The sequence below is a fragment of the Micromonospora sp. NPDC003197 genome, from assembly GCF_053590565.1.
This window is the reverse complement of sequence record NZ_JBSFTE010000020.1, coordinates 17,654-37,747: the sequence shown is the minus strand read 5'-3', so window position 1 is coordinate 37,747 and position 20,094 is coordinate 17,654. Positions and strand designations below refer to the sequence as shown.

Below are 20,094 nucleotides of genomic sequence, written 5' to 3'. Positions count from 1 at the left end.
ACATGTTCACCGGCATCATCGAGGAACTGGGCACCGTCGTCCGGCTGGCCGACACCGGAGCGGACTCCGTCCTGCTGGCCGTACGCGGACCGGTGGTCACCTCCGACGCCCGGCACGGCGACTCCATCGCGGTCAACGGCGTCTGCCTGACCGTGGTCGACGTCGCCGACGGGGTCTTCACCGCCGACGTGATGGGGGAGACGCTGCGCCGCTCGTCGCTGGGGGTGCTGCGACCCGACGACCCGGTCAACCTGGAACGGGCCGCGACCCTGGGCAGCCGGCTGGGCGGGCACCTCGTACAGGGCCACGTCGACGGGGTGGGGAAGATCCTGTCCCGGGAGCCGGCCGAACAGTGGGAGACGGTCCGGTTCTCGTTACCCGCCGAGATCGCCCGGTACGTGGTGGAGAAGGGCTCGATCACCGTCGACGGGGTGTCGCTGACCGTCACCGAGGTCACCGACGACAGCCTCTCCGTCGGACTGATCCCCACCACGCTCAAGCTCACCACCCTCGGCCACAAGCAGGTCGGTGACCCGGTCAACCTGGAAGTCGACGTGCTCGCCAAGTACGTCGAGCGGCTGTTGGGCGACCGGCGATGACCGGTCCCCTGCACTGGCTGCTCGACGCCCACCTGGAAGTGGCCGGTACGACCGTGCTCTGGCGCGAGATCGTCGGCAACGGCTTCGGCCTGGCCTCGGCGCTGCTCGGCATCCGCCGGGTGGTCTGGGCCTGGCCGGTCGGGATGCTCGGCAATGCACTGCTGCTCACCGTCTTCCTCGGCGGGGTGTTCGCCACCCCGCAGACGCTCGACCTCTACGGGCAGGCTGGCCGGCAGGTCGTCTTCTTCGCGGTCAGCGCCTACGGCTGGTGGAGCTGGGCGCGGACCCGACGGGCGGGCACAGCTACGGAAGGAGCGGCGGTAGCCCCCCGCTGGGCCACCGGCCGGGAACGGCTGGCCATGCTGGGCGTCGCCGTGCTGACCACCGCGCTGGCGTACCCGATCCTGCTGGCCCTCGGGTCGTGGGGCCCGCTGGCGGACGCCTGGATCTTCGTCGGCAGCATGCTCGCCACCTACGGCATGGCCCGGGGCTGGGTGGAGTTCTGGCTGATCTGGATCGCGGTCGACGCCGTCGGCGTTCCACTTCTACTGGCCGGCGGGTTCTATCCCTCGGCCGCCATGTACGCCGTCTACGGCCTCTTCTGCGGATGGGGCTTCGTCAGCTGGCTGCGGACCTCGCGGGCAACCCAGCCGGTGTCCAATCCAGCCGTGCCAAGTTACGCGGAGGCAGTCGCGTGAAAATCGTGAACGATTCGGACAGTGTGCACGAGTTCGGCAGCATCGAGCAGGCGATCGCCGACATGGCTGCCGGCCGCCCGGTGGTGGTGGTCGACGACGCCGACCGGGAGAACGAAGGCGACCTGATCTTCGCCGCCGAGCGGGCCACGCCCGAGCTGATGGCCTTCATGGTCCGCTACACCTCCGGCTACATCTGCGCGCCGTTGACCGAAGAGGACTGCGACCGCCTCGAACTGCCGCCGATGTACCACACCAACCAGGACCGGCGGGGCACCGCGTACACGGTGACCGTCGATGCCCGGGAAGGTGTCAGCACCGGCATCTCCGCCGCCGATCGGGCACACACCATCCGGCTGCTCGCCGACCCGGCGACCAACCCGACCGAGCTGGCCCGACCGGGACACGTCGTACCGCTGCGGGCCAAGACCGGCGGGGTGCTGCGCCGCCCCGGGCACACCGAGGCCGCCGTCGACCTGGCCCGGCTCGCCGGGCTGCGCCCGGCCGGGGTGCTGTGCGAACTCGTCAACGACGATGGCACCATGATGCGCCTGCCCGACCTGGAGAAGTTCAGCACCGCGCATGGGCTGACGCTGATCAGCATCGCCGACCTGATCGCCTACCGGCGGCGTACGGAGAAGCAGGTGGAGCAGGTCGCCGAAGCGCGACTGCCCACCCCGCACGGGGTGTTCCGGGCACACGGCTACCGGGCCGAGCACGACCCGGCCGAGCATGTCGCCATGGTCTACGGCGACCTCGGCGACGGGGAGGACGTGCTGGTCCGGGTGCACTCCGAGTGCCTGACCGGGGACGTCTTCGGCTCGCTGCGCTGTGACTGCGGACCGCAGCTCGACGCCGCCCTGGCCCGGGTCGCCGAGGAGGGGCGGGGCGTCGTCCTCTACGTACGCGGACACGAAGGACGCGGTATCGGCCTGCTGCACAAGCTTCAGGCGTACCAGTTGCAGGACCTCGGCCGGGACACCGTCGACGCCAACCTCGACCTGGGCCTGCCCGCCGACGCCCGCGACTACGGCACCGGCGCGCAGATCCTCTACGACCTTGGGGTGCGCTCGATGCGTCTGCTGACCAACAACCCGGCCAAGCGGGCCGGATTGGAAGGCTACGGGTTGACCGTGGTGGGCCGGGAGGGCCTGCCGGTACGCCCGCACCCCGAGAACGTCCGCTATCTGCGGACCAAGCGGGACCGGATGGGGCACCTGCTCGACGAGCTGGACGAGGTAACGGAAGGACTGGCCTAGCCATGGCAGGTTTCGGAGAACCGGATACGTCCACTGTCGACGCCGCCGGGCTGACCGTCGGTGTGGTGGCCGCGCGTTGGCACGGTGAGCTGACCGACCACATGCTCGACCGGGCGGTCGCCGCCGCCAAGGCGTGCGGCGTCGACGAGGTGGTCACCGCCCGGGTCGCCGGCTCGGTCGAGCTTCCCGTGGTGGCCCAGGCGTTGGCCCGGCGCTGCGACGTGGTGGTGGCGCTCGGGGTGGTGATCCGGGGAGCCACCGCGCACTTCGACTACGTCTGCCAGTCGGTGACCGAGGGGCTGACCCGGATCGCCCTGGACACCGGCAAGCCGGTTGCCCACGGCGTACTGACCGTCAACAGCATCGAGCAGGCCCGCGATCGGGCTGGCCTGCCCGGTTCCGCAGAGGACAAGGGCTGGGCCGCCACCGTGGCCGCCCTTGACGCCGCCCTCACCATCCGCACCCTGCGCTGACCCTCCGCCCCTCCTGCCTTGCCTTCCCGGGTTGATCAAGAGATGGGCGTCACGTTGACGCCGGATTCCTGACGTAAATCTCTTGATCAACACGATGGGGCAGGGGCGCGGCGGGTGGGTGCCCGCTGGTCAGTTGTGGGGCCAGACCTGGACCGGCACCCGGGGGAACGCCGCCATCAGGAAGTGCTCGACGAGGCGATCGCGTAGGAGGCAGTCCGGCCAGTTGCCCAACCCTTCGGGCAGGGTGCGGTAGCCGAGGGCCAGTTGGAGCAGAGCGCCGGGCGGGATGGCGGCGTGGGTTTCGGGATCGGTGGTCGGGCTGAAAGCGCCGCGTATGGCTGTCACTGCCGTCAGCTCGCCATCGGTGAACTTCAGCCGGGCGGCGCGGCCGTACATGTCGACAATCAGTGCCGGCTCATGCCATCGCAGGTCTGCTGCGTGCCAGCGAGCCCGCAGCAGTGGTTGTAGCCGGGCGAGGAGGTCGACCAGGTTGCTGGTGCGGACGTACCAGCCTCTGGGTCGTCTTGGTACGCCGGGCGGGCTGAGTCGGGCCAGTGGGTGGTCCGGGTCGAGGATGGGGCGGACCGCAGCGAGCCGGGCTGCCGGTGGCCCGGTCCTCGGCGACCAGGAAGTCGTCGGGTGCGACTGAAGGATGACCAGCCAGCAGGTCTTCGACCCAGGCAGCGATGCCGGAGTGCGGTTTCCCGCCAGTCACCGGCTGAAGCTGAACCGATGCGTGCAGACGAGCAAGTTCGGTGGCGTCAGCGACTCGGCCTGGTCGGATGAGGTAGTCGACTTCTCTGCTTGGCATACCTGGCGTTCCACCAATCCTTTCTGTACAAGCACTTCCCGTCCGGAGAGGCCCTGGCCGAAGCAGCGTTGGTCCGACGGCTGAGGCAGGGAGATGACGTGTGGGAAGTCATCGACCTGACCGGCGATCCGCGCGACGTGCTGCGCACGTTCATGGAATATTGCCGTGTCACATACCGGTTCTACTTTTGCTGCGCGGTCCACGTGAACAGCAGCAGCGGCTTCGCATCTGACTCGAAGGTCGCCTCCTGCTGCCAGCCCAGCCGCCGGTAGAACTCGGCCGCCCCACTGTCGCGGTGGGTGACCAGCCAGGCCATGGGCCATTGCTTCGTGTACGCAGCCAGGAGACCTTGGGCGATGCCGCGCCGGCGGTGTGTACCGGTGACCATCACCTCCGCTACCACCAGCGACGGCGCGATGAGCCGGGGCAGCGCCTGTGGCGGAGCCGCGTCGGCGACCGCGATCTCGAACTGCGTCGTGCGGGCCAGTTCGGCAGGTGCGGCCCAGCCGTACACCGCGCCGACGATACTGGGCCCGTCGAAGGCGAGGATCCCAGCCGCGCCAACGTGGGAGAGCTGCCCACACAGGTGCGTGGGGAACGTGGTCAGTCGATCTTCCGGCTCTGACCAGGGTGGCGTGGCGAAGCACTCTCGATACAGCGCATGCAGGGCGGACGTCTGGGCAAGCAGCATCGGGACCGTGGCTCTCTGGAATTCGACCGGCATGGCGTCCTCTGCGGTTCGCTCGTCGTCTCTGTGCTCTCGGAGTCGGCCGAGCTGGTGGCCATGAGCCGATATCCGTGCACATCCTCGACATCCATGGTCGACCGTGCCGACCACTATTGCAATATATGTGCAATAGCTGTGGCGGCTTCCGCCATGGTCGTTGGGAATCAGGGTGCGACCTCTCCGTTGATCAAGAGATTTGCGTCATGAGACCCGCCCTGTTTTGATGCAGATCTCTTGATCAACCAGGTCCAGGGCGAGCAGGCCGGGCGCTCGTTCCGCCCGTCGGAACACGAGCCGAAGGAGTCGGGTACGGACCGGCTCGGCATCGGGATGGCCGAGCGCGTCGAGGATGTCCAGGGCCTGCTGCCAGGCGTGCCGGGCGGCGTACGGATCACCCGATGCCTCGTGGCTGTCCCCGTCGTGGGTGAGTGTGTCGGCCTCGTAGTAGCGGTCACCGAGGGCCCGGAACAGCGCGATTGCCCGCCGGTAGCAGACGGTGGCCTGCCGGTGGTCGCCAAGATGGTGGTGGGCGTAGCCGAGACTGTCCCAGGTGTTGGCCTCGCCGGAGCGGTCACCGACCTGCTGGAGCAGTACGAGGGCCCGCTGGCAGTAGTGCAACGCCTGCCGATGGTCGTGCAGTTGGGCGTGCTGCCAGCCGACCGAGTTGAGTGCCCTGGCCTGCATGGCGAGGTCACCGGTGGACTGGAACAGAGCCAGGGCACGCTGGGCGTGCGCGAGCCCTTCCCGATGCCGACCCTGTCGAGAGAACACCCAGGCGAAACTGCGATCCGTGTGCGCTTGGCCGGCCGTATCACCGACCCTGCCGTACAGCTCCGCCGCCGTTCGGAGGTGGAGGTGCGCCTCGGCAAAGCGGCCCAGCTGGGCCCGCGCCCGGCCCAGTCCGTAGTGGATGCGGGCCTGCGTCCGATGGTCGGCTAGTTGCCGGGCAGCGGCGAGCGCGGCCTCGTGGGTCACCTCCCAGTCGCGCCAGTGCCCCGTACGGTCGAAGTAGTCGGCCATGGCGCAGGCCAGCCGCCAGGCGTGCCCGGACATCCCGTCACCCGCCGCTCGCGTGATCGTGTTGAGTAGCACCGGATGCTCGACGGAGAACCAGGCGATCGCCTCCTCGACGTCCGAAGGCGCGATCGAGACGACGCCGGGTCGGGCCGGGGCCGGGTCGATCAGCTCATGGAACGGCTGGAGCAACCGGGCACCGGCGCATGCGGTGTGCAGGTAACAATCGAGCAGTCGGTGTACGGCCTCGCAGCGGTCGTCCGCACTGTCGAGCTCCTGGGTGAGTTCGGAGGCGTAGGCGCGCAACAAGTCGTGGAAGGTGTACCGGCCGGGGGAGTGCTCCAGGAGTAGATGGCTGCTGGTCAGCTCGGCCAGCAGCGCCCGCGCCGGCCGAAGCGGGATGCCAGCGAGACTGGCTGCGGCCGGGATCGCGATGTCCGGACCGGGATGCAGGCCGAGCAGCCGGAACAGCCGGGCGGCTGGCTCACTCAACGTCCGGTACGACCAGGAAAAGACCGCCCGTACGTCGGTGCCGGGGTCCGTATTGTCGAAGGCGTCCAGCGCGTCGGCCGCGTCCCGCAGTTCGTCGGCGAGTACGGACAGTGGAAAGCCGGGCCGGGTGGCGGCCCGTGCCGTGGCGACGGCGAGCGCGAGCGGCAGCCGGGCGCAACTGTCGATGATCTGCCCGACCGCCTTCGGCTCCCCGCTCACCCGGTCGGACCCGAGTCGGCCGGCCAGCAGATCTCTGGCCTCGGTCGGGGAGAGCAGATCGAGGGCGAGCGGGTACGCGCCTTCCGTGACGATCAGCGGGGTGAGCTGGTTACGGCTGGTCACCACCGCGAGGCAGCTGGCCGATCCGGGCAGCAGTGGGCGTACCTGCTCCGCATCGCGGGCGTTGTCCAGCACGACGAGGACCCGTCGACCGCTCAGCAGGCTGCGATAGAGCGCTGCCTGGGCGGGCAGCCCAGCGGGGATGCGTTCCACCGGTACGTCGAGCGCGTCGAGGAAGCCCCGGACCGCCTCAGCGGGATCCATCACCAGCCCACCTGAGTCGTATCCGCGTAGGTTCACGTAGAGCTGCCCGTCGGGGAAGTGCGCGGCGACCCGGTGCGCCCAGTGCACTGCCAACGCCGTCTTGCCTACCCCCGGGGCACCGGACACCGCTGTTAGGAAGGGCCCCTTCCTATCGTTTTCTGTAGAGGAAGGGGCCCTTCCTAACATCTCGTCGGTCGGCGGCTGCGCGAACGCGAGGGCTGGCGCGGGGAGCAGGGCGTCGAGTCGGGCCAGTTCCGCCGTACGGCCGGTGAAACCGCGTACCGCCAGCGGCAGCTGTGCCGGGATCGCTGAAGGGGCCACCCCCGATGCGCCAGCCGGGCCCGACGAGGGCGGCTGGGGTGGATCCAGCCCCGGTTCCTGCCGCAGGATGGCCGATTCCAGGTCACGCAGCGTCGGGCTCGGCTCGATCCCCAACTCCTCGTCGAGGGTGCGACGCAGCCGCCGGTACGTTGCCAGCGCGTCAGACTGCCGACCGGCCCGGTAGAGCGCGAGCATCAGTTGTTCGTGGATGCGCTCGTCGAGTTGGTGCTCCCTGGCCAGGCCCTCCAACTCCGGTACGAGCTGGGCGTGCTCGCCGAGGGCCAGGCGCGCGTCGGTGAGCGCCCGTACCGCCACCAGCCGGAGGTGTTCCAGACGCTCGGCCTCCGCGTACAGGCCGGGGAGACCGGCGACGTCCACCAGCGCCCTGCCCCGCCACAGCGCGAGGGCGGTACGCAGGCACGCGGCGGCCTGGGTGAAGTCGGTGGACTGGGTGCCGATCCGAATGAGCCGCTCGGCGACTTCGACGTCGGAAGCCTCGCCCGGGATGTCTAGTAGGTAGCCCGGTGGGCGGGCCACGATCGTCGACCGAGTGCCGATCACCCGGCGCAGATACGACACGTGGCTCTGGAGCGTGTTCGCGGCGGTGGCGGGAGGTTCGTCGCCCCAGATCACGTCGATGAGCCGATCGGCGCTGACGATCTCGCCCGGGTGCAGGGCGAGTACGGCGAGTACGGCCTTGCGGCGCAGCCCAGAAACCGTACGCGGTATGCCGTCCACGGTGATGTCGACCGGTCCGAGCAGTCTGACTTGCATTGAATCGCCCCCGCCTCAATTGCGAGTTCGGATCCAGGCTATCGGCGCGTCCCGGGCTGCCGACCGGCTCAGTCGCACACCTGACCCTGTGCCGTTCCAGCGCCGCACCAGCCCCGTTTCAGCGCGCGCTGCCACATTGAGTTCACTGCGGCGGAGACACCGGCGCAGAATCCCACCAACCTTTACCGCAAGGAAGGTAATCATGCGTTTCCGCAATTCATTCGGATTTGCCGGCGTTCTCGTCGCCATGCTCGGCGTCCTGTTCGCTGGCACCGCCGCCTCGGCGGCTCCGGCCGCCACCGACACGAAGTCGGGTGACGTCGGCGTCAACGCCGTCGTCAGGTACTGGATCTTCGTTCACACCGCCAACATCCCCGACGCCGGGACCGACGCCACCGTACGGATGAAGGTCTACGGCGACCTCGCCGAGTCGCCCGGCTACGTGAACCTCGACAACTCCGCGGACAACTTCGAGCGCAACAGCAACGACATGTTCGGCCCGTTCTCCTGGTTCGACATTGGACGCCCCGACTTCATCGGCGTCTACAAGGGAAGCAACGGTTCCGAGTGGTACCCGGAGTACGCGCAGGTTTACTCGGAGGCCACCGGTACGTGGTACCACTGCCCGATGAACGCGTACTACGGCGATGGGGAAGAGACCCGCTGGTTCGACTGCCCGTAGCGGGCACCGCCGCAGTCAAAGTCGGCACCGAACGCACAGTCTCGATACCGTACGAGTAACCCGGCTGCCGGGACCGCCCTGGTCCCGGCAGCCGGCGCCGTTTACGCGTTTTTTAGTCCGCCTGTTACGGGCCTGTCGAAGGAGAGTGGCGATCTCTGGCGTGAGCCAGTAGACCGCAGGCATGTCAACCGGATAGCGCCAGTACCAGATCAGCTCACGCCCGGCGCGCCTCTCTGGAGAGCGTCCCTTCCACAAGGATCTACCCGGAGGCTACGAGGTTGAAGGCCGAGGTCGGGTGTGGAGTGCGCGGGGTGTCGTGCTGATGTGACTGGGTTGAGCCTCGCGGTGGGACGGCCTTCCCGCAGCGTCCGCCCTGCATATGACATGATCAACGGTTTATATGCTGGCCCGATGGACGTTTACGGTGCGGTACGGACGAGGCAGTCGATCCGCAAGTTCACCGATCGGCCCGTGGCGCGGGAGCATCTGCAGCGTGTGCTGGCAGCGGCTGCTAACGCCCCGTCGGGCAGCAACCTGCAGCCATGGCATGTCTACGTCGTGTCTGGGGAACCGTTGGCAAAGCTGAAGAGGCGAGTGGCCGAGCGGGTGGCCGCCGGTGATTCCGGCGACGACCGCGAGTTCGCGATCTACCCGCCCGAACTGCGCTCGCCCTATCTCGAGCGAATGGTGGCTCTGGGGGAAGGCCGCTACGGCTCGCTCGGTATCGCGCGCGACGATGTCGCGACGCGGGCCCGGGTTCGAGCCGAGAACTGGAACTGTTTCGGAGCCGACACGGCGTTGTTCTGCTATTTGGATCGGGACATGCCGTCGCCGCGGTGGTCCGACGCGGGCATGTATTTGCAGACCGTGATGCTTCTGCTGCGGGCCGAGGGGTTGCACAGTTGTACGCAGGAGGCCTGGGCGGAGTACCACCGCAGTGTTGCCGAGGTGATCGGGCCACCTCCCGAACGAATGCTGTTCTGCGGTATGTCGATCGGCTTCGCCGATCCGACCGTGGTGCATCCGCGCATCCGCCGCGCCCCGCTGTCGGAGACCGTGACGTTCCTCGACTGATTGGCAGCGCGCCGTGTACCTCACCACGCCACGGTTTCCTTATCACTGCTGCAGAGATTGAAGGCTGAGCGGTCTGGTCGGTCAGGCTCCTTCGGGGGCGAGGGTCATACGGGTCTGGGCGAGGAATCCGGCGATCAGGGCTCACATCGCGGCCCTGACGTGCGTGTTCAGGTTGTCCCAGACCAGGATGATCGGTGCACGTCGGCAGCGGTGGACCTGGTCGAGCAACTCGGCCCGACACCCCGACCACTGGGGTACGGCCACATGGTGCCCAGGTTTGGCTTTCGGCGGTCGCAGGGGCTGACCCGCTTCGTCCTGGTAGCAGATCCACGCGCCACGCGCCGCCGCCGGCGAACTTCACTGAGCCAACCCGCGTCCTTCTGGTGATCAAGAGATTGGCGTCGCACTGATGCTGGATTCCTGACCTAAATCTCTTGATCAACCAGGGCTGACAATGCTCGGGCCGCTCGCCGTGCACAAATGGGTGTTCAGACCCAGGTGCGGTCGAGGGCCAAGGCCAGTCGCCGGAGCCACTGCTCGTCGGTGCCGGTGATTTCCGGGTACTCGTCGGTGAAGTTGGTCCAGTCGACACCCCAGGAAAGCACTGTTTCACTGGTGAAGTCGTCGGCTTCGCTGCCGAGTTCCGGTCGCATGAGGTCGCGTACGAGGGCCAGGTCGACCGTGGTGTGTTCGGCGAGGAGCACCGCGTCGTACAGATCCTTGCCCTGCGGATACATGTCGGTGGCCAGCCACAGCAGCTTCCAGGCCAGGGACAGGGAAGCGGACGCGGCCAACAGCGGCTCGTAGACCCATGGCAGTACCAGCACCTCCGGCGGGAGCGGGAGCCGTTCACCGAAGACGATGTCGACCTGCACGTGTCCGTCCGGCACTCCTGGTGCGCTGAACGGGACGACGAGACGGCGTCCGTCAGCGCGTTCGTACGTCCAGATGGCGGACTCGGCGATCCGGTCGGGTTGCAGACCTATCCCGGGGATGTTCCGGACAGCGGCCTTGATGTCGTCGAGTAACGCCCTGGCGTCCGGGCTGTCGCTGGTGATGGTGTGCGGCGTGACGACGAAGTCGAGGTCGCCCGGCTCTCGCGCCGCACCGCCGACCCAAGCGGCCATGGCGACGCTGCCGCGCAGCACCAGATGCTCGCTCCAGGGCGTGACGGCGATGGCGTTCAGGATGTGGTTCATGACGGTGCGCCGTGCGCTGGTCCATTGCTGGCCGGTGGCGGGTACGAGGAAGGTTGGCTCGCCGGACCGGTAGGCGTGCGGGTACTGCTTCAGGGCAGGGTCGAACGACGCTTTCTGGCGGAGGGTCGGGCTGGCCGGCAACGGTCGGTAGGTGGGCGGGTAGCCCGGAGTGCTCGCCGGGGCGGACCTCATCCGGGCCTCGCGCTGCTGCTCCCAACCATTTGGGCTGCTCGGGACCGGCTCCAGCCAGCCCAGGTCATGCCTGCGGTCACTGTCGAATACGACGTATTCCTGCTCCACGCTTTGTATCTCGTGGCCGGCGGCCCGGAGTGCGTCGACGAGTTCGTCCAGCCGCTGCTTCGCCCTGGCGAGGCCGACGCCGGGACAGCGCTGGTTGACGAAGCGTTCCGGTGCGCCGTACGACCGTTCCTGTCGAGCGTCTCGCGACAGTCGGGCCCCGTACGGCGCGACCAGGTCGGTGAGGGCAAGCACTTCGGCCACGGTCCCGGCGGTGAGCCGCAATGTGACCCGGTGCGCGAAGTATCGGCCGCCCGGCTCGGTCGCGGCGTCCTCGTCCGATTGCGGTACGCCGGCACCCCCGGCGGTCGTCTCGATCGTGGAGCGGCACGGGTATATGCCGATCTCGCGTAGCTTGTCTTGCCAATGTTGCATTGTGGCGTGCTGGTCAGCGAGGGTGCCCCGGCCGGTCAGGGCGAGCATCGGTTGGGAGGCGAAAACACCACGGTCGAGCACGATGTGGACGAACTTGAGATGGTGCGTGGCGGCGAACTTCGCCAACTGATCGGCGTGATGCGCATGGACCGTGATGTGGCTTTCGAAGTCCCCCGACATCTCAGGCATCGGCGCAGTTTAGGGCTGGCCGCCGCCGTCGACTACTGGATATCGAGGTGGAACGGCGTGTCCGGGCACCGGAAACAGACGAAGACGCGCAGCGCGCCGTACCGGCCGACGGTGACGCCGGCTGGCTCGTGGAGCAGATGCCAGCCCGGGTGCGACGAGTCCACGTGCTGTTCCTCGATCGGGCGCCATCGGTCCCGATTGCCGCCGTCGTACTCGGACGAGTCAATGACCAGTGTCAGGGTGGTCGGCCCGGCACACCGTGGGCAGGGAGTGGGGAGCAGGTCGGTGACGCTCCAATCGGCGTATCCGCCGACCTTCCAGCCGGGGGCCATGAAGGTGTCGACATAGTCGCCGTCATCCTCGTCCTCCCAGGCGTCCACCAGTTCGCTCAACTCGTCCGGCAGCTCCTCCGGATACGGGTACTCGACGATCTGCTCGGGATGTAGCCGGCAGGGTCGGGGCAGGTATTTTTCGTTGCCGACGTCGCCACGCGGCGGCTCGGTGAGGATCTCGGTCACGTCCGCCTCCCGCCGCCAGTGCAGTCGCAGGCAGGGCCCCCACCAGGTGTCCTCGTGGTCGAACGGGCACCACAGCACCTGGAGCAGATCGGCCCCGCCGGGGCGGGGCAGGTCAGGGATGTCCGCGGCCCGCAACTGGGCCAGTGCCACCATCGGATTCGGGTGGGGATGCGGCCGTGAGACGTACCGGTGACCGACGACCGGGCCGCCGTTCATCGACCCCCAGCCGGCGAAACCCGGACCCACCAGCCGGGCAATCTCGTCGTGCACGTCGGCTTCACCATCGGCGAGCACGTGCCCGACGGTACGGCGGGCCTTCGCCGCGTCGAGCCGGGCCACCAGTTCGGCGGGGATCGGCACCTGCTCCCGAACCACGTACGGGGTGTCACAGGCGGGCCACGGCTCGTTCGCCGGCCAACGCAGCGGCCCACCGATGTGGCTGTCCAGGTTGGTGACCGCCGCTGGCCTCGGGTGCAGCCGGGTGGGAGGACTCGCTCGAGATCGCCTGGGTCGGGCGCCCCGGCTCGCGCAAACGGCTCCGGGCGGTTGTTGCCGGACTCCATCTGAGCGCAGCTGAGCTGAGGCAAGAGGGGTGCACGCGCGGGGTGTGGTTGACGCTCAGCCCGCTCGGTGTAAGTGCGCTTCTGGGACTCCCCGCGTCGACACTGGCCGGAGAGATAGTTGATCTCGCCGATGTCGCCCCGGCGCTGGCGGACCTGCCGGAGCGCTTGACGGCCTGCCGGTCCTGGGCGCAACGTCGCGCCCTTGTCGAACGCGCTCTGCTCACCGGCCTAGCCCGGCACGGCGAACGCGCCAATCACTACGAACTGCGGGCCGCGCTTACCGTCCTGTCCGGGACCACCCGGGTGCAGGAGGCCGCGCAACTGCTCGGGTGCTCCCGGCGGTACCTGAGCAGTGCGGTTCGTACCGAGTTCGGGGTGACGCCGAAGGAGTACCAACCGCTCGTCCGCTTCGAGTCTGCCCGGGGCCGGCTGGTGGCCGCAGCCGGTGCCGGAGAAGTCGGTCTGGCGACGGTGGCCGCCGCCTCGGGATTCGCCGATCAGGCGCACTTCACCCGGGAATGGCGGGCCATGACCGGGTGCACGCCCACCGAGTGGCTGCGCACCGAAGGTCTGGCCGGGCAGAGCCCGTCAGCCCGCGGCCGACCACCAGGCGAGAAGCGCACGTCGGGCCACCAGGCGAGGGGTGTACGTCGGGTTGACGGCTGATGCGGGCGCGCTCGTTCCCAAATGTTCAATACCCCGCCGTCGCCCGGCCCCACGATGGATATATGACGCCAAGTATTCATTTTTTTCCTCGTCTAATCGTGCCCGATCCGGACCGCGCGTCGGCGTTTTACCAGGACGCCCTTGGCGTCGAGCAAGTGTTTCGTGCTCCACTGAGCGACGACGGGAGACCCGCTGTTGTCGATTACCGTATTGGTGGTTCGTCCTTCCGAGTCTCGCCGGCTGTCTCGGCGTGGGAATGGCTCTCACCAAGTGATCTCGGCGGCTCCGCGGTCCTTCTTGAGGTCGAGGTCGATGCCCCGGACGTAGTCGGCGAACGCATGGTCGACCACGGTGCCGAGGTGGTTGTGCCGATCGAGAACCGGCCCTATGGCAAGCGTTCGGGGCGCATCCGTGACCCATTTGGTCACTTGTGGATCATTAGCGGAGAGCTTCGTTGAGCCAACTGAGGCGATAATCGTCGTGGCCCCGGCTGGTGTCTGGGGCCCGACACGCCGCCGTATCCGGCACGCCGCCGTATCCGGCACGCCGCTGTATCCGGTTCGGGCGCTGTATCCGGTTCGGCGCCACACACCGAGACCCGAGCCGAAGAACGGTCGCCCCCACTCCGTAAGCTGGCAATCTTCACTCCGGCTTTTGGAGAAACCCTTGCCCAGCACCATGTTTGAGCAGTTCACGGCCGACGACGGGCAGCTGGCCGCCGGTCTGCTCGTACAACCGGCCGTCGCCTACGCCCTGGTCCGCAACCGGGTGCCGCTGGTTCGCCACCTGTCACTGACCAACCTCGGTCAGGAACCGCTCACCGGGATGGTGCTGACCCTCGAACTGTCACACCCCGGCGAGGTGCTGGCCGGCCCGTGGCGGCGTACCGTCACCGGGATACTCCGGCCGGGCGCGACCATGGGTTGGGACTACTTCGCCGACCTTGCCCCGGATCCGGACCGGTTGCGGCGTACCGAGGCGGCGGTTCCGGTCGACTATCGGCTCACGGTGCACCGCGCCGGCCACCCCGACCTGCGGTTGTCGGCCCCGTCCCTGGTACTGGCCCATGACGAGTGGTTCAACCGGCCCGCCCTCTACGACTCGCTCGCCGCATTCGTACAACCCGGCAGCCGGGCGGTGACCGGAATCCTGGAAACCGCCGGGCAGATCCTGGCCCTGCGCACCGGCTCCAGCGCGCTCCAGGGCTACCAGGCCGGCCCCGAGCGGGCCGCGCACATCGCCGGCGCGATCTACGAGGCATTGCGCCACCACAACATCGGCATCGAGGAGGCGGCAACCCCGTTCGAGGACAACCGGCACCGGGTACGCAGCACCGCCGCCGTCCTGACCGGAAGCACCGGCACCTGCCTCGACCTCAGCGTCACGTACGCCGCATGTCTGGCGGCAGCGGGACTGCACCCGCTGATCTGGATCACCTCGCAGCACACCCTCGCTGGCTTCCTGCTCGACGAGGAGCGGCTCGGGTCGACGACCGTGACCGAGCCCCGGCTGTTGGTGTCCATGGTGGAGACCGGTCGGGCGGTGCCGGTGGAGCTGTCCCGGCTCGGGATCGGCGCGGCGACCGTCACCTTCCCCGAGGCGGTGCAGGCCGGGCTCGCCCACTTCCAGGGCCAGGACGGTCGGAATCTGCGGGGTGTGATCGACGTCCGGCTGGCCCACCGGTCGGGCGTCCGGCCGCTGCCGACAACGGACGCGCCGCTGCCGACAACGGACGCGCCACCGCTGCCGATGGCGGACGCTCGCCGCGCGACAGATGCGCCGCTACCGCAGACTCCCGCCGCCACGAGTGCCTTCGGTGGTGAGGCGATCGAGCTGCCGCAGGGCGGTGCCCGATCCAAGCTGCACCGCAGCGCCGCCGACCGCGACGAGGCACCGCAGCAATCGGACGCCTCCCCGGCCCGGATACAACGGTGGAAGAAGTCCCTGCTCGACCTGAGTCTGCGCAACCCGCTGCTCAACCTGCCGACCCGGGGACGGGGAGTGGAACTGCACGTCCCGGTGGGTGCACTCGCCCTGCTGGACGACCTCATCCACGACGGCAAACAACTGGAGATCAGCCCGCAGGACGCGGTCAGCCACCTGCCCAACCGGGGCGACGCCCGGCGGGCAGCCGACCTCGACCCGGAGATCCTCACCTGGGAGCTGCGGACCGGGCGGCGGGTCTACGCCTCGGTCACCCAGGCTCGCTACACCGACACCATGCGGGAACTGCAACGCGAGGCCCGCACCATGGAGCAGGAGACCGGCGGCAACTACCTCTATCTGACCATCGGCACCCTGGTCCACCCGAAGACCACCGGCGGGGAGGCGCTCGCCCCACTGTTCCTGCTGCCCGTACGCATCGAGGGCGGAACCGGGCGGCGGCCGTACGGGATCGTCATCGACGGTACCGAGGTCGCCACCCCGAACCACTGCCTGGTCGAGTGGTTGCGGGTCCGGCACGGGGTGCGGATCCCCGAACTGGAGGACCCGGCGCTGGACGAGCGGGGCATCGACATTCCCCGGACCCTGGCCGCCATCAAGACCCGGCTCGCCGACAACCAGCTCGACTACCGCATCGACGAGGCGGCGTACCTGCGTCTGTTGCAGTTCTCCACCTTCCAGATGTGGCGGGACCTGACCGACCACTGGTCGGTGTTCCTGGAGAACCCGGTGGTACGGCACCTGGTCGAGTCGTACGGGGACTCGTTCGCCGACCCGGCGCTGGCCGACGGCGAGCCGGAGGTGGACGAGGCGCGACTGCACCTGCCCATCCCGGCCGACGGTTCGCAGATGCGGGCGATCGTCATGGCCGAGCACGGGCAGTCGTTCATCCTCGAAGGCCCACCGGGCAGCGGCAAGTCGCAGACCATCGCCAACATGATCGCCGCAACGGTGGCGGCGGGCCGCTCGGTGCTCTTCGTCGCCGAGAAACAGGCGGCGCTGGAGGTGGCCAAGCGCCGCCTCGACCAGATTGGTCTCGGCCCGTTCGCCCTGGACCTGCACGGCCGTAAACAGTCGGTCAACGCCATCCGGCAGCAGCTCCTGGACGCGTTGGACCAGCGGGAGACCGGCGACGAGAACGCCTGGGCCAACGTCGAGACCGCCTACCGTAACCGGCTCGTGCCGCTGACCCGCTACCCGGAGCAGGTGCACGCCGAAAACGCCGCCGGCCGGTCGCTCTGGTCGGCCTACGATCAGCTTCTCGCGTACGGCGACGGCCCGACCGCCCCGGTGCCGGTCTCCTACCTGGCCGCCCCGCTGGCGGCCCGGTCCCAGGTGGAGCGGGTCCTACGGGAGGTTCCCACCGCCGCCCACGCCGCCCGGCTCCGGCCGAACCACCCCTGGTCGCTGAGCGGCTGCCGGGATTTGACCGGCCTGCACGTCGAGGCGGTCACCCAGATCGCCGCCGACCTGGAGGAGAGTCGGGCCGCGCTCGCCGACCAGCCTCATCTGATGCGCCTGCTACGGGAACTGTCCAGCCCGGAGGCGATTCGCGACCTTGCCCCCGCCGCCTGGCTCGCCGTACGCGGAATGCTGCCCAACTGGGACACCACCCAGCAGGCGAGCAACCCGGGCTGGGCCGAGGCGGTCAGCCGGTTGCAGATCGAGCTGACCCAGTTCCAGCACAGCTACGAAGATGAGCTGACCACCTTCCGGCCGGATCTGCTCAACGTCGACGAACTGGAAGGGTGGCACGCCGAGGCGCAGGCTGCCGCACGCCGATTCTTCGGCGGCGGGAGGCGTCGCCGGGCCCTCGCCGAACGGCTCGCCAGCTATCTTCAGCCGCTGATGGTGATCGACCCTGAGCAGATCGAGCTGATTTTCGGCCGGCTGGTCGCCGCCCAGGCCCATGCGCAAGCGCTGCTCCAGCAGGTGGCGGTGGTTGGTGGCCTGTGGCTGCCGGCCGACTGGCACCCCGCCGACCCGGCCGCCGAGGTGCAGCTCTACGAGGCGGTGCAGGCGACCCAGGTGAGTCGTACCCTGCTGACCAATCACCCGGCCGCCTGGGAACTGTTCCACAACAGTCTCGGCCAGCCGGGCGCGATCCTGCTCGACCAGGTGGCCGCCCGGTGGCGGGCCTGGCAGGGCATCCTGCGCTGCGAGGCCGCCGAGTTGCACCTCTGGGTCGGCGAGTCGCACTGGCTCGACGCATGGCATCGCGACGGCCCGACCTGGCTGCGTGACCTGCGTACCGAGGCGCTGTTTCCGCTCCAACGCTGGGCCGATCTGCTCGGCCACGGCGATGTGCTGGCCGCCGCCGGGCTCGGCGACTACCGGGCCCAGTTGCTGACCGGGCAGGTCGACCCGGAGCACATCGAGGAGGCCTACCAGCGGGGGGTGGCCAACGCCTCGCTGCCGGAGCGGCTGCGGGTTGGCGGGCTGCACGACTTTGACCCGGACCAGCACGACGAACACATCGCCCGGTACGAGTCGGCCGCGCACGAGCTGCGTACGGCGTTGCCGCAGCGACTTTCCTCGGTGCTGGTCCAACGTCGCCCCTTCGACCCGACCGATCGGCGGGGCCGGTTCGGCGAGTTCGAGTTGGAGCTGCGCCGTAAGCGCGGCGGCAAGACGTTCCGCGAGCTGTTTGAGACGTACCCGGATCTGGTGTTGGCGCTCACCCCCTGCGTGCTGGTGAGCCCGGCCTCGGCGGCCACCTTCCTCGCCCCCGGTGCGCACCGCTTCGACCTGGTCATCTTCGACGAGGCGTCGCAGATCCGGGTGGCCGAGGCGGTCGGCGCGATGGGCCGAGGACATGCCGTCGTCATCGTCGGCGACTCCCGGCAGATGCCGCCGACGACGGTGATGCAGGCGGCGCACGGCAGCGAGGAGCCGATCGAGGAGAACGGGCCGATCCCCGAGGACCTGGAGAGCATTCTCAACGAGTCGGTCGAGTCCGGGTTGCCGCAGCGCTGGCTCTCCTGGCACTACCGCAGTCACGACGAGTCGCTGATTGCCTTCTCCAACCGGTACTACTACGACAGCCAACTCTCCAGCCTGCCGTCGCCGGGTGTCGACGGGTCGGCTGGCATCCACTGGCGGCGGGTCGATGGTCGGTTCGACCGGGGCGGCAGCCGTACCAACGAGGTGGAGGCACAGGCGATCGTCGCCGAGATCGGCCGACGGTTGCGCGATCCGGCCACCGCCGGGCAGTCGATCGGCGTGGTGACCTGCAACATCCAGCAGCGCAACCTGATCCTCAACCTGCTGGAGGAGAGCAACGACGCACTGGTACGCCGAAACCTGGCGGACGCCGCCGAGCCCATCTTCGTCAAGAACCTGGAGAACGTGCAGGGCGACGAGCGGGACGTGGTGCTCTTCTCGCTGGCCTTCTCGCCCGATCCGGAGAGCGGCCTGCTGCCGCTCAACTTCGGCCCGCTCAGCCAGGCCGGCGGCGAGCGACGGTTGAACGTCGCCATCACCCGGGCCCGGCGGCAGGTGGTGCTCTTCGCCTCGTTCGACCCCGGCCACATCGACCTGGCCCGGACCTCGGCGGTCGGCACCCAGCACCTGCGGGCGTACTGCGAACTGGCCGCCGCCGGCACCGAACGGCTCGGCGACCTGAGCACCGCCCGGATGGACCGGTCCAGCCGGGTACGCGACGAGGTCGCCGAGGCGATCCGGAGCCGGGGGTACGAGGTCACCACCGGGCACGGGCTGTCCGACTTCACCGTCGACATCGCCGTACGACGGCCCGGGGCGGCGAGCTGGCAGGTGGCCGTCATGCTCGACGGTCCGGAGTGGAGCCGACGGCACACGGTCGCCGACCGGGACTCGGCTCCGGCTTTGCTGCAGACCATCATGGGCTGGCCGCAGGTGGTCCGGTTCTGGCTGCCAACCTGGATAAACGACCGTAACGCGGTGCTGGACCGGATCGACACGGCCATGATCGCCGCCGAGACCACAGTCGAGCCGGCGACCGGAGCCAGAGTCGAGCCGGCGACCGACCCGCTGGTCGAGCCGATGATCGAACCCGGTGTCGAGCCGGTCGACCTCGCCGATCCAGCGACGTCGCCCACGGTTGCGGTGACGCCGTCCACCGATTCAGGGACGTCCGGCACCTGGACACGTCCGTTCGTGCCGTACTCGCCGACCGTGCTCGGCGGCCCAGCGGACGTCGCCGCCGTCGTCACCGACCAGAGCGTCCAGGCGATGGTCCGCAAGGCACTGTGGGAGGTGCTCGCCGCCGAGGGGCCGATCGAGCAGCAGCGACTGGTCCGGATGACCTTCGCCCGATTCGAGTACACCCGGGTTCGGGCCGACCGGCGGGCTGCGGTGCTCGCCCTGATTGATCCCGAGCTGGTACGCGAACATCCCGAGATCGGCACCTTCGTCTGGCCGACCGGCGTCAATCCGCTGACCTGGCCGGGTGTTCGGGTCACTCAGGCGACCGCCGACCGGTCGATCGGCGAGGTGCCACCGGAGGAGATGGCCAACGCGCTGGTCCATGTCGTCGGGGAGACGCCGGTCGAGGAGGCCCAGCTGCTTCGGTTGGCGCTTGAGCTGCTCGGCTACCGCCGCCGGACGGAGAAGAGCGACAAACTTCTGCGGTACGCGTTGCGGATCGCCGAGATGAGCGGCCGAATCCACCGTACGGCTGACGGCCGCTACGTGGCGGCGCCCTGACCTACGACGTCGTCGGGGCGCTGGGGACCGGGCAGCCACACGGCCCGGTCCCTGAGTGGTGGCCGGAAGTCTTCCGTCGAACCGGCGAGCGGGCGAGAGAAATTTAGGTGATCTTCCCTATTTGCATGTGTTTGTAGATCATCCTATTGGCCACTGTGGTCCATCGATCAGTCGAAGATCAGCGATGTCCTGT

The 20,094-nt window shown here is 68.8% G+C and carries 13 protein-coding genes and 1 pseudogene; 9 read left to right on the top strand and 5 right to left on the bottom strand.

Annotated features, from left to right (window positions below; all coding sequences use genetic code 11):
- Positions 1–2: 2 nt before the first annotated feature.
- From ACWDV4_RS21190 to ribH, 4 genes are read left to right on the top strand one after another with little or no spacing between them, the layout of a single operon-like run.
- Entirely contained in the window at positions 3–599 is a 597-nt protein-coding gene (locus ACWDV4_RS21190; RefSeq protein ID WP_449981400.1) for a riboflavin synthase, read from the top strand.
- Positions 596–1,297 carry a nicotinamide riboside transporter PnuC gene (gene pnuC / locus ACWDV4_RS21185; RefSeq protein WP_449981398.1) on the top strand — a complete coding sequence of 234 codons (702 nt, stop codon included), beginning with the start codon at positions 596–598 and terminating at the stop codon, positions 1,295–1,297. Before ACWDV4_RS21190 ends, pnuC begins: the two co-directional genes overlap by 4 nt.
- 23 nt (positions 1,298–1,320) lie before the next feature.
- On the top strand, positions 1,321–2,553 hold the full coding sequence (locus tag ACWDV4_RS21180; protein WP_449981541.1) for a bifunctional 3,4-dihydroxy-2-butanone-4-phosphate synthase/GTP cyclohydrolase II: 1,233 nt from the start codon (positions 1,321–1,323) through the stop codon (positions 2,551–2,553).
- 2 nt (positions 2,554–2,555) lie between these two features.
- On the top strand, positions 2,556–3,026 hold the full coding sequence (ribH, locus tag ACWDV4_RS21175; protein WP_449981396.1) for a 6,7-dimethyl-8-ribityllumazine synthase: 471 nt from the start codon (positions 2,556–2,558) through the stop codon (positions 3,024–3,026).
- A gap of 129 nt (positions 3,027–3,155) precedes the next feature.
- On the opposite strand, the pseudogene ACWDV4_RS21170 reads toward ribH, so the two are convergent.
- The 3 genes and pseudogenes from ACWDV4_RS21170 to ACWDV4_RS21160 form a co-directional block, all read right to left on the bottom strand.
- Positions 3,156–3,614 (bottom strand): annotated as a pseudogene (locus ACWDV4_RS21170) (GNAT family N-acetyltransferase); the annotation flags it as partial.
- A 404-nt stretch (positions 3,615–4,018) separates the two neighbouring features.
- On the bottom strand, positions 4,019–4,528 hold the full coding sequence (locus ACWDV4_RS21165) for a hypothetical protein (RefSeq protein WP_449981394.1): 510 nt from the start codon (positions 4,526–4,528) through the stop codon (positions 4,019–4,021).
- A gap of 237 nt (positions 4,529–4,765) precedes the next feature.
- The gene (locus ACWDV4_RS21160) at positions 4,766–7,708 is read right to left on the bottom strand and encodes a BTAD domain-containing putative transcriptional regulator (protein WP_449981392.1); all 2,943 of its coding nucleotides are present in this window, start codon (positions 7,706–7,708) and stop codon (positions 4,766–4,768) included.
- Between the two features lie 202 nt (positions 7,709–7,910).
- Here ACWDV4_RS21160 and ACWDV4_RS21155 point away from each other — a divergent pair, with 202 nt between their 5' ends.
- On the top strand, positions 7,911–8,390 hold the full coding sequence (locus ACWDV4_RS21155) for a PLAT/LH2 domain-containing protein (protein WP_449981390.1): 480 nt from the start codon (positions 7,911–7,913) through the stop codon (positions 8,388–8,390).
- A 411-nt stretch (positions 8,391–8,801) separates the two neighbouring features.
- Positions 8,802–9,464: a nitroreductase gene (locus ACWDV4_RS21150; protein ID WP_449981388.1), complete on the top strand. Its 663-nt coding sequence runs from the start codon at positions 8,802–8,804 to the stop codon at positions 9,462–9,464.
- 488 nt (positions 9,465–9,952) lie between these two features.
- Here ACWDV4_RS21150 and ACWDV4_RS21145 read toward each other — a convergent pair whose 3' ends face one another.
- On the bottom strand, positions 9,953–11,524 hold the full coding sequence (locus tag ACWDV4_RS21145) for a nucleotidyl transferase AbiEii/AbiGii toxin family protein (protein WP_449981386.1): 1,572 nt from the start codon (positions 11,522–11,524) through the stop codon (positions 9,953–9,955).
- Positions 11,525–11,556: 32 nt separating this feature from the next.
- The gene (locus tag ACWDV4_RS21140) at positions 11,557–12,417 is read right to left on the bottom strand and encodes a hypothetical protein (protein ID WP_449981385.1); all 861 of its coding nucleotides are present in this window, start codon (positions 12,415–12,417) and stop codon (positions 11,557–11,559) included.
- A gap of 230 nt (positions 12,418–12,647) precedes the next feature.
- On the opposite strand from ACWDV4_RS21140, the gene ACWDV4_RS21135 reads away from it, so the two are divergent.
- The 3 genes from ACWDV4_RS21135 (at position 12,648) to ACWDV4_RS21125 (ending at position 19,901) form a co-directional block, all read left to right on the top strand.
- The gene (locus ACWDV4_RS21135; protein WP_449981383.1) at positions 12,648–13,271 is read left to right on the top strand and encodes a helix-turn-helix domain-containing protein; all 624 of its coding nucleotides are present in this window, start codon (positions 12,648–12,650) and stop codon (positions 13,269–13,271) included.
- Positions 13,272–13,333: 62 nt separating this feature from the next.
- Entirely contained in the window at positions 13,334–13,729 is a 396-nt protein-coding gene (locus ACWDV4_RS21130) for a VOC family protein (protein ID WP_449981381.1), read from the top strand.
- Between the two features lie 208 nt (positions 13,730–13,937).
- Positions 13,938–19,901, top strand: coding sequence for a DUF4011 domain-containing protein (locus ACWDV4_RS21125; RefSeq protein WP_449981379.1), 5,964 nt, complete (start codon positions 13,938–13,940; stop codon positions 19,899–19,901).
- Positions 19,902–20,094 lie beyond the last annotated feature (193 nt).

What these genes read in the sequence shown, in the direction of transcription:
- ACWDV4_RS21190 (WP_449981400.1), top strand. Translation starts at nt 3, where the DNA reads ATGTTCACCGGCATCATCGAGGAACTGGGCACCGTCGTCCGGCTGGCC.
- pnuC (WP_449981398.1), top strand. Translation starts at nt 596, where the DNA reads ATGACCGGTCCCCTGCACTGGCTGCTCGACGCCCACCTGGAAGTGGCC.
- ribH (WP_449981396.1), top strand. Translation starts at nt 2,556, where the DNA reads ATGGCAGGTTTCGGAGAACCGGATACGTCCACTGTCGACGCCGCCGGG.
- ACWDV4_RS21165 (WP_449981394.1), bottom strand. Translation starts at nt 4,528, where the DNA reads ATGCTGCTTGCCCAGACGTCCGCCCTGCATGCGCTGTATCGAGAGTGC.
- ACWDV4_RS21160 (WP_449981392.1), bottom strand. Translation starts at nt 7,708, where the DNA reads ATGCAAGTCAGACTGCTCGGACCGGTCGACATCACCGTGGACGGCATA.
- ACWDV4_RS21155 (WP_449981390.1), top strand. Translation starts at nt 7,911, where the DNA reads ATGCGTTTCCGCAATTCATTCGGATTTGCCGGCGTTCTCGTCGCCATG.
- ACWDV4_RS21150 (WP_449981388.1), top strand. Translation starts at nt 8,802, where the DNA reads ATGGACGTTTACGGTGCGGTACGGACGAGGCAGTCGATCCGCAAGTTC.
- ACWDV4_RS21145 (WP_449981386.1), bottom strand. Translation starts at nt 11,524, where the DNA reads ATGCCTGAGATGTCGGGGGACTTCGAAAGCCACATCACGGTCCATGCG.
- ACWDV4_RS21130 (WP_449981381.1), top strand. Translation starts at nt 13,334, where the DNA reads ATGACGCCAAGTATTCATTTTTTTCCTCGTCTAATCGTGCCCGATCCG.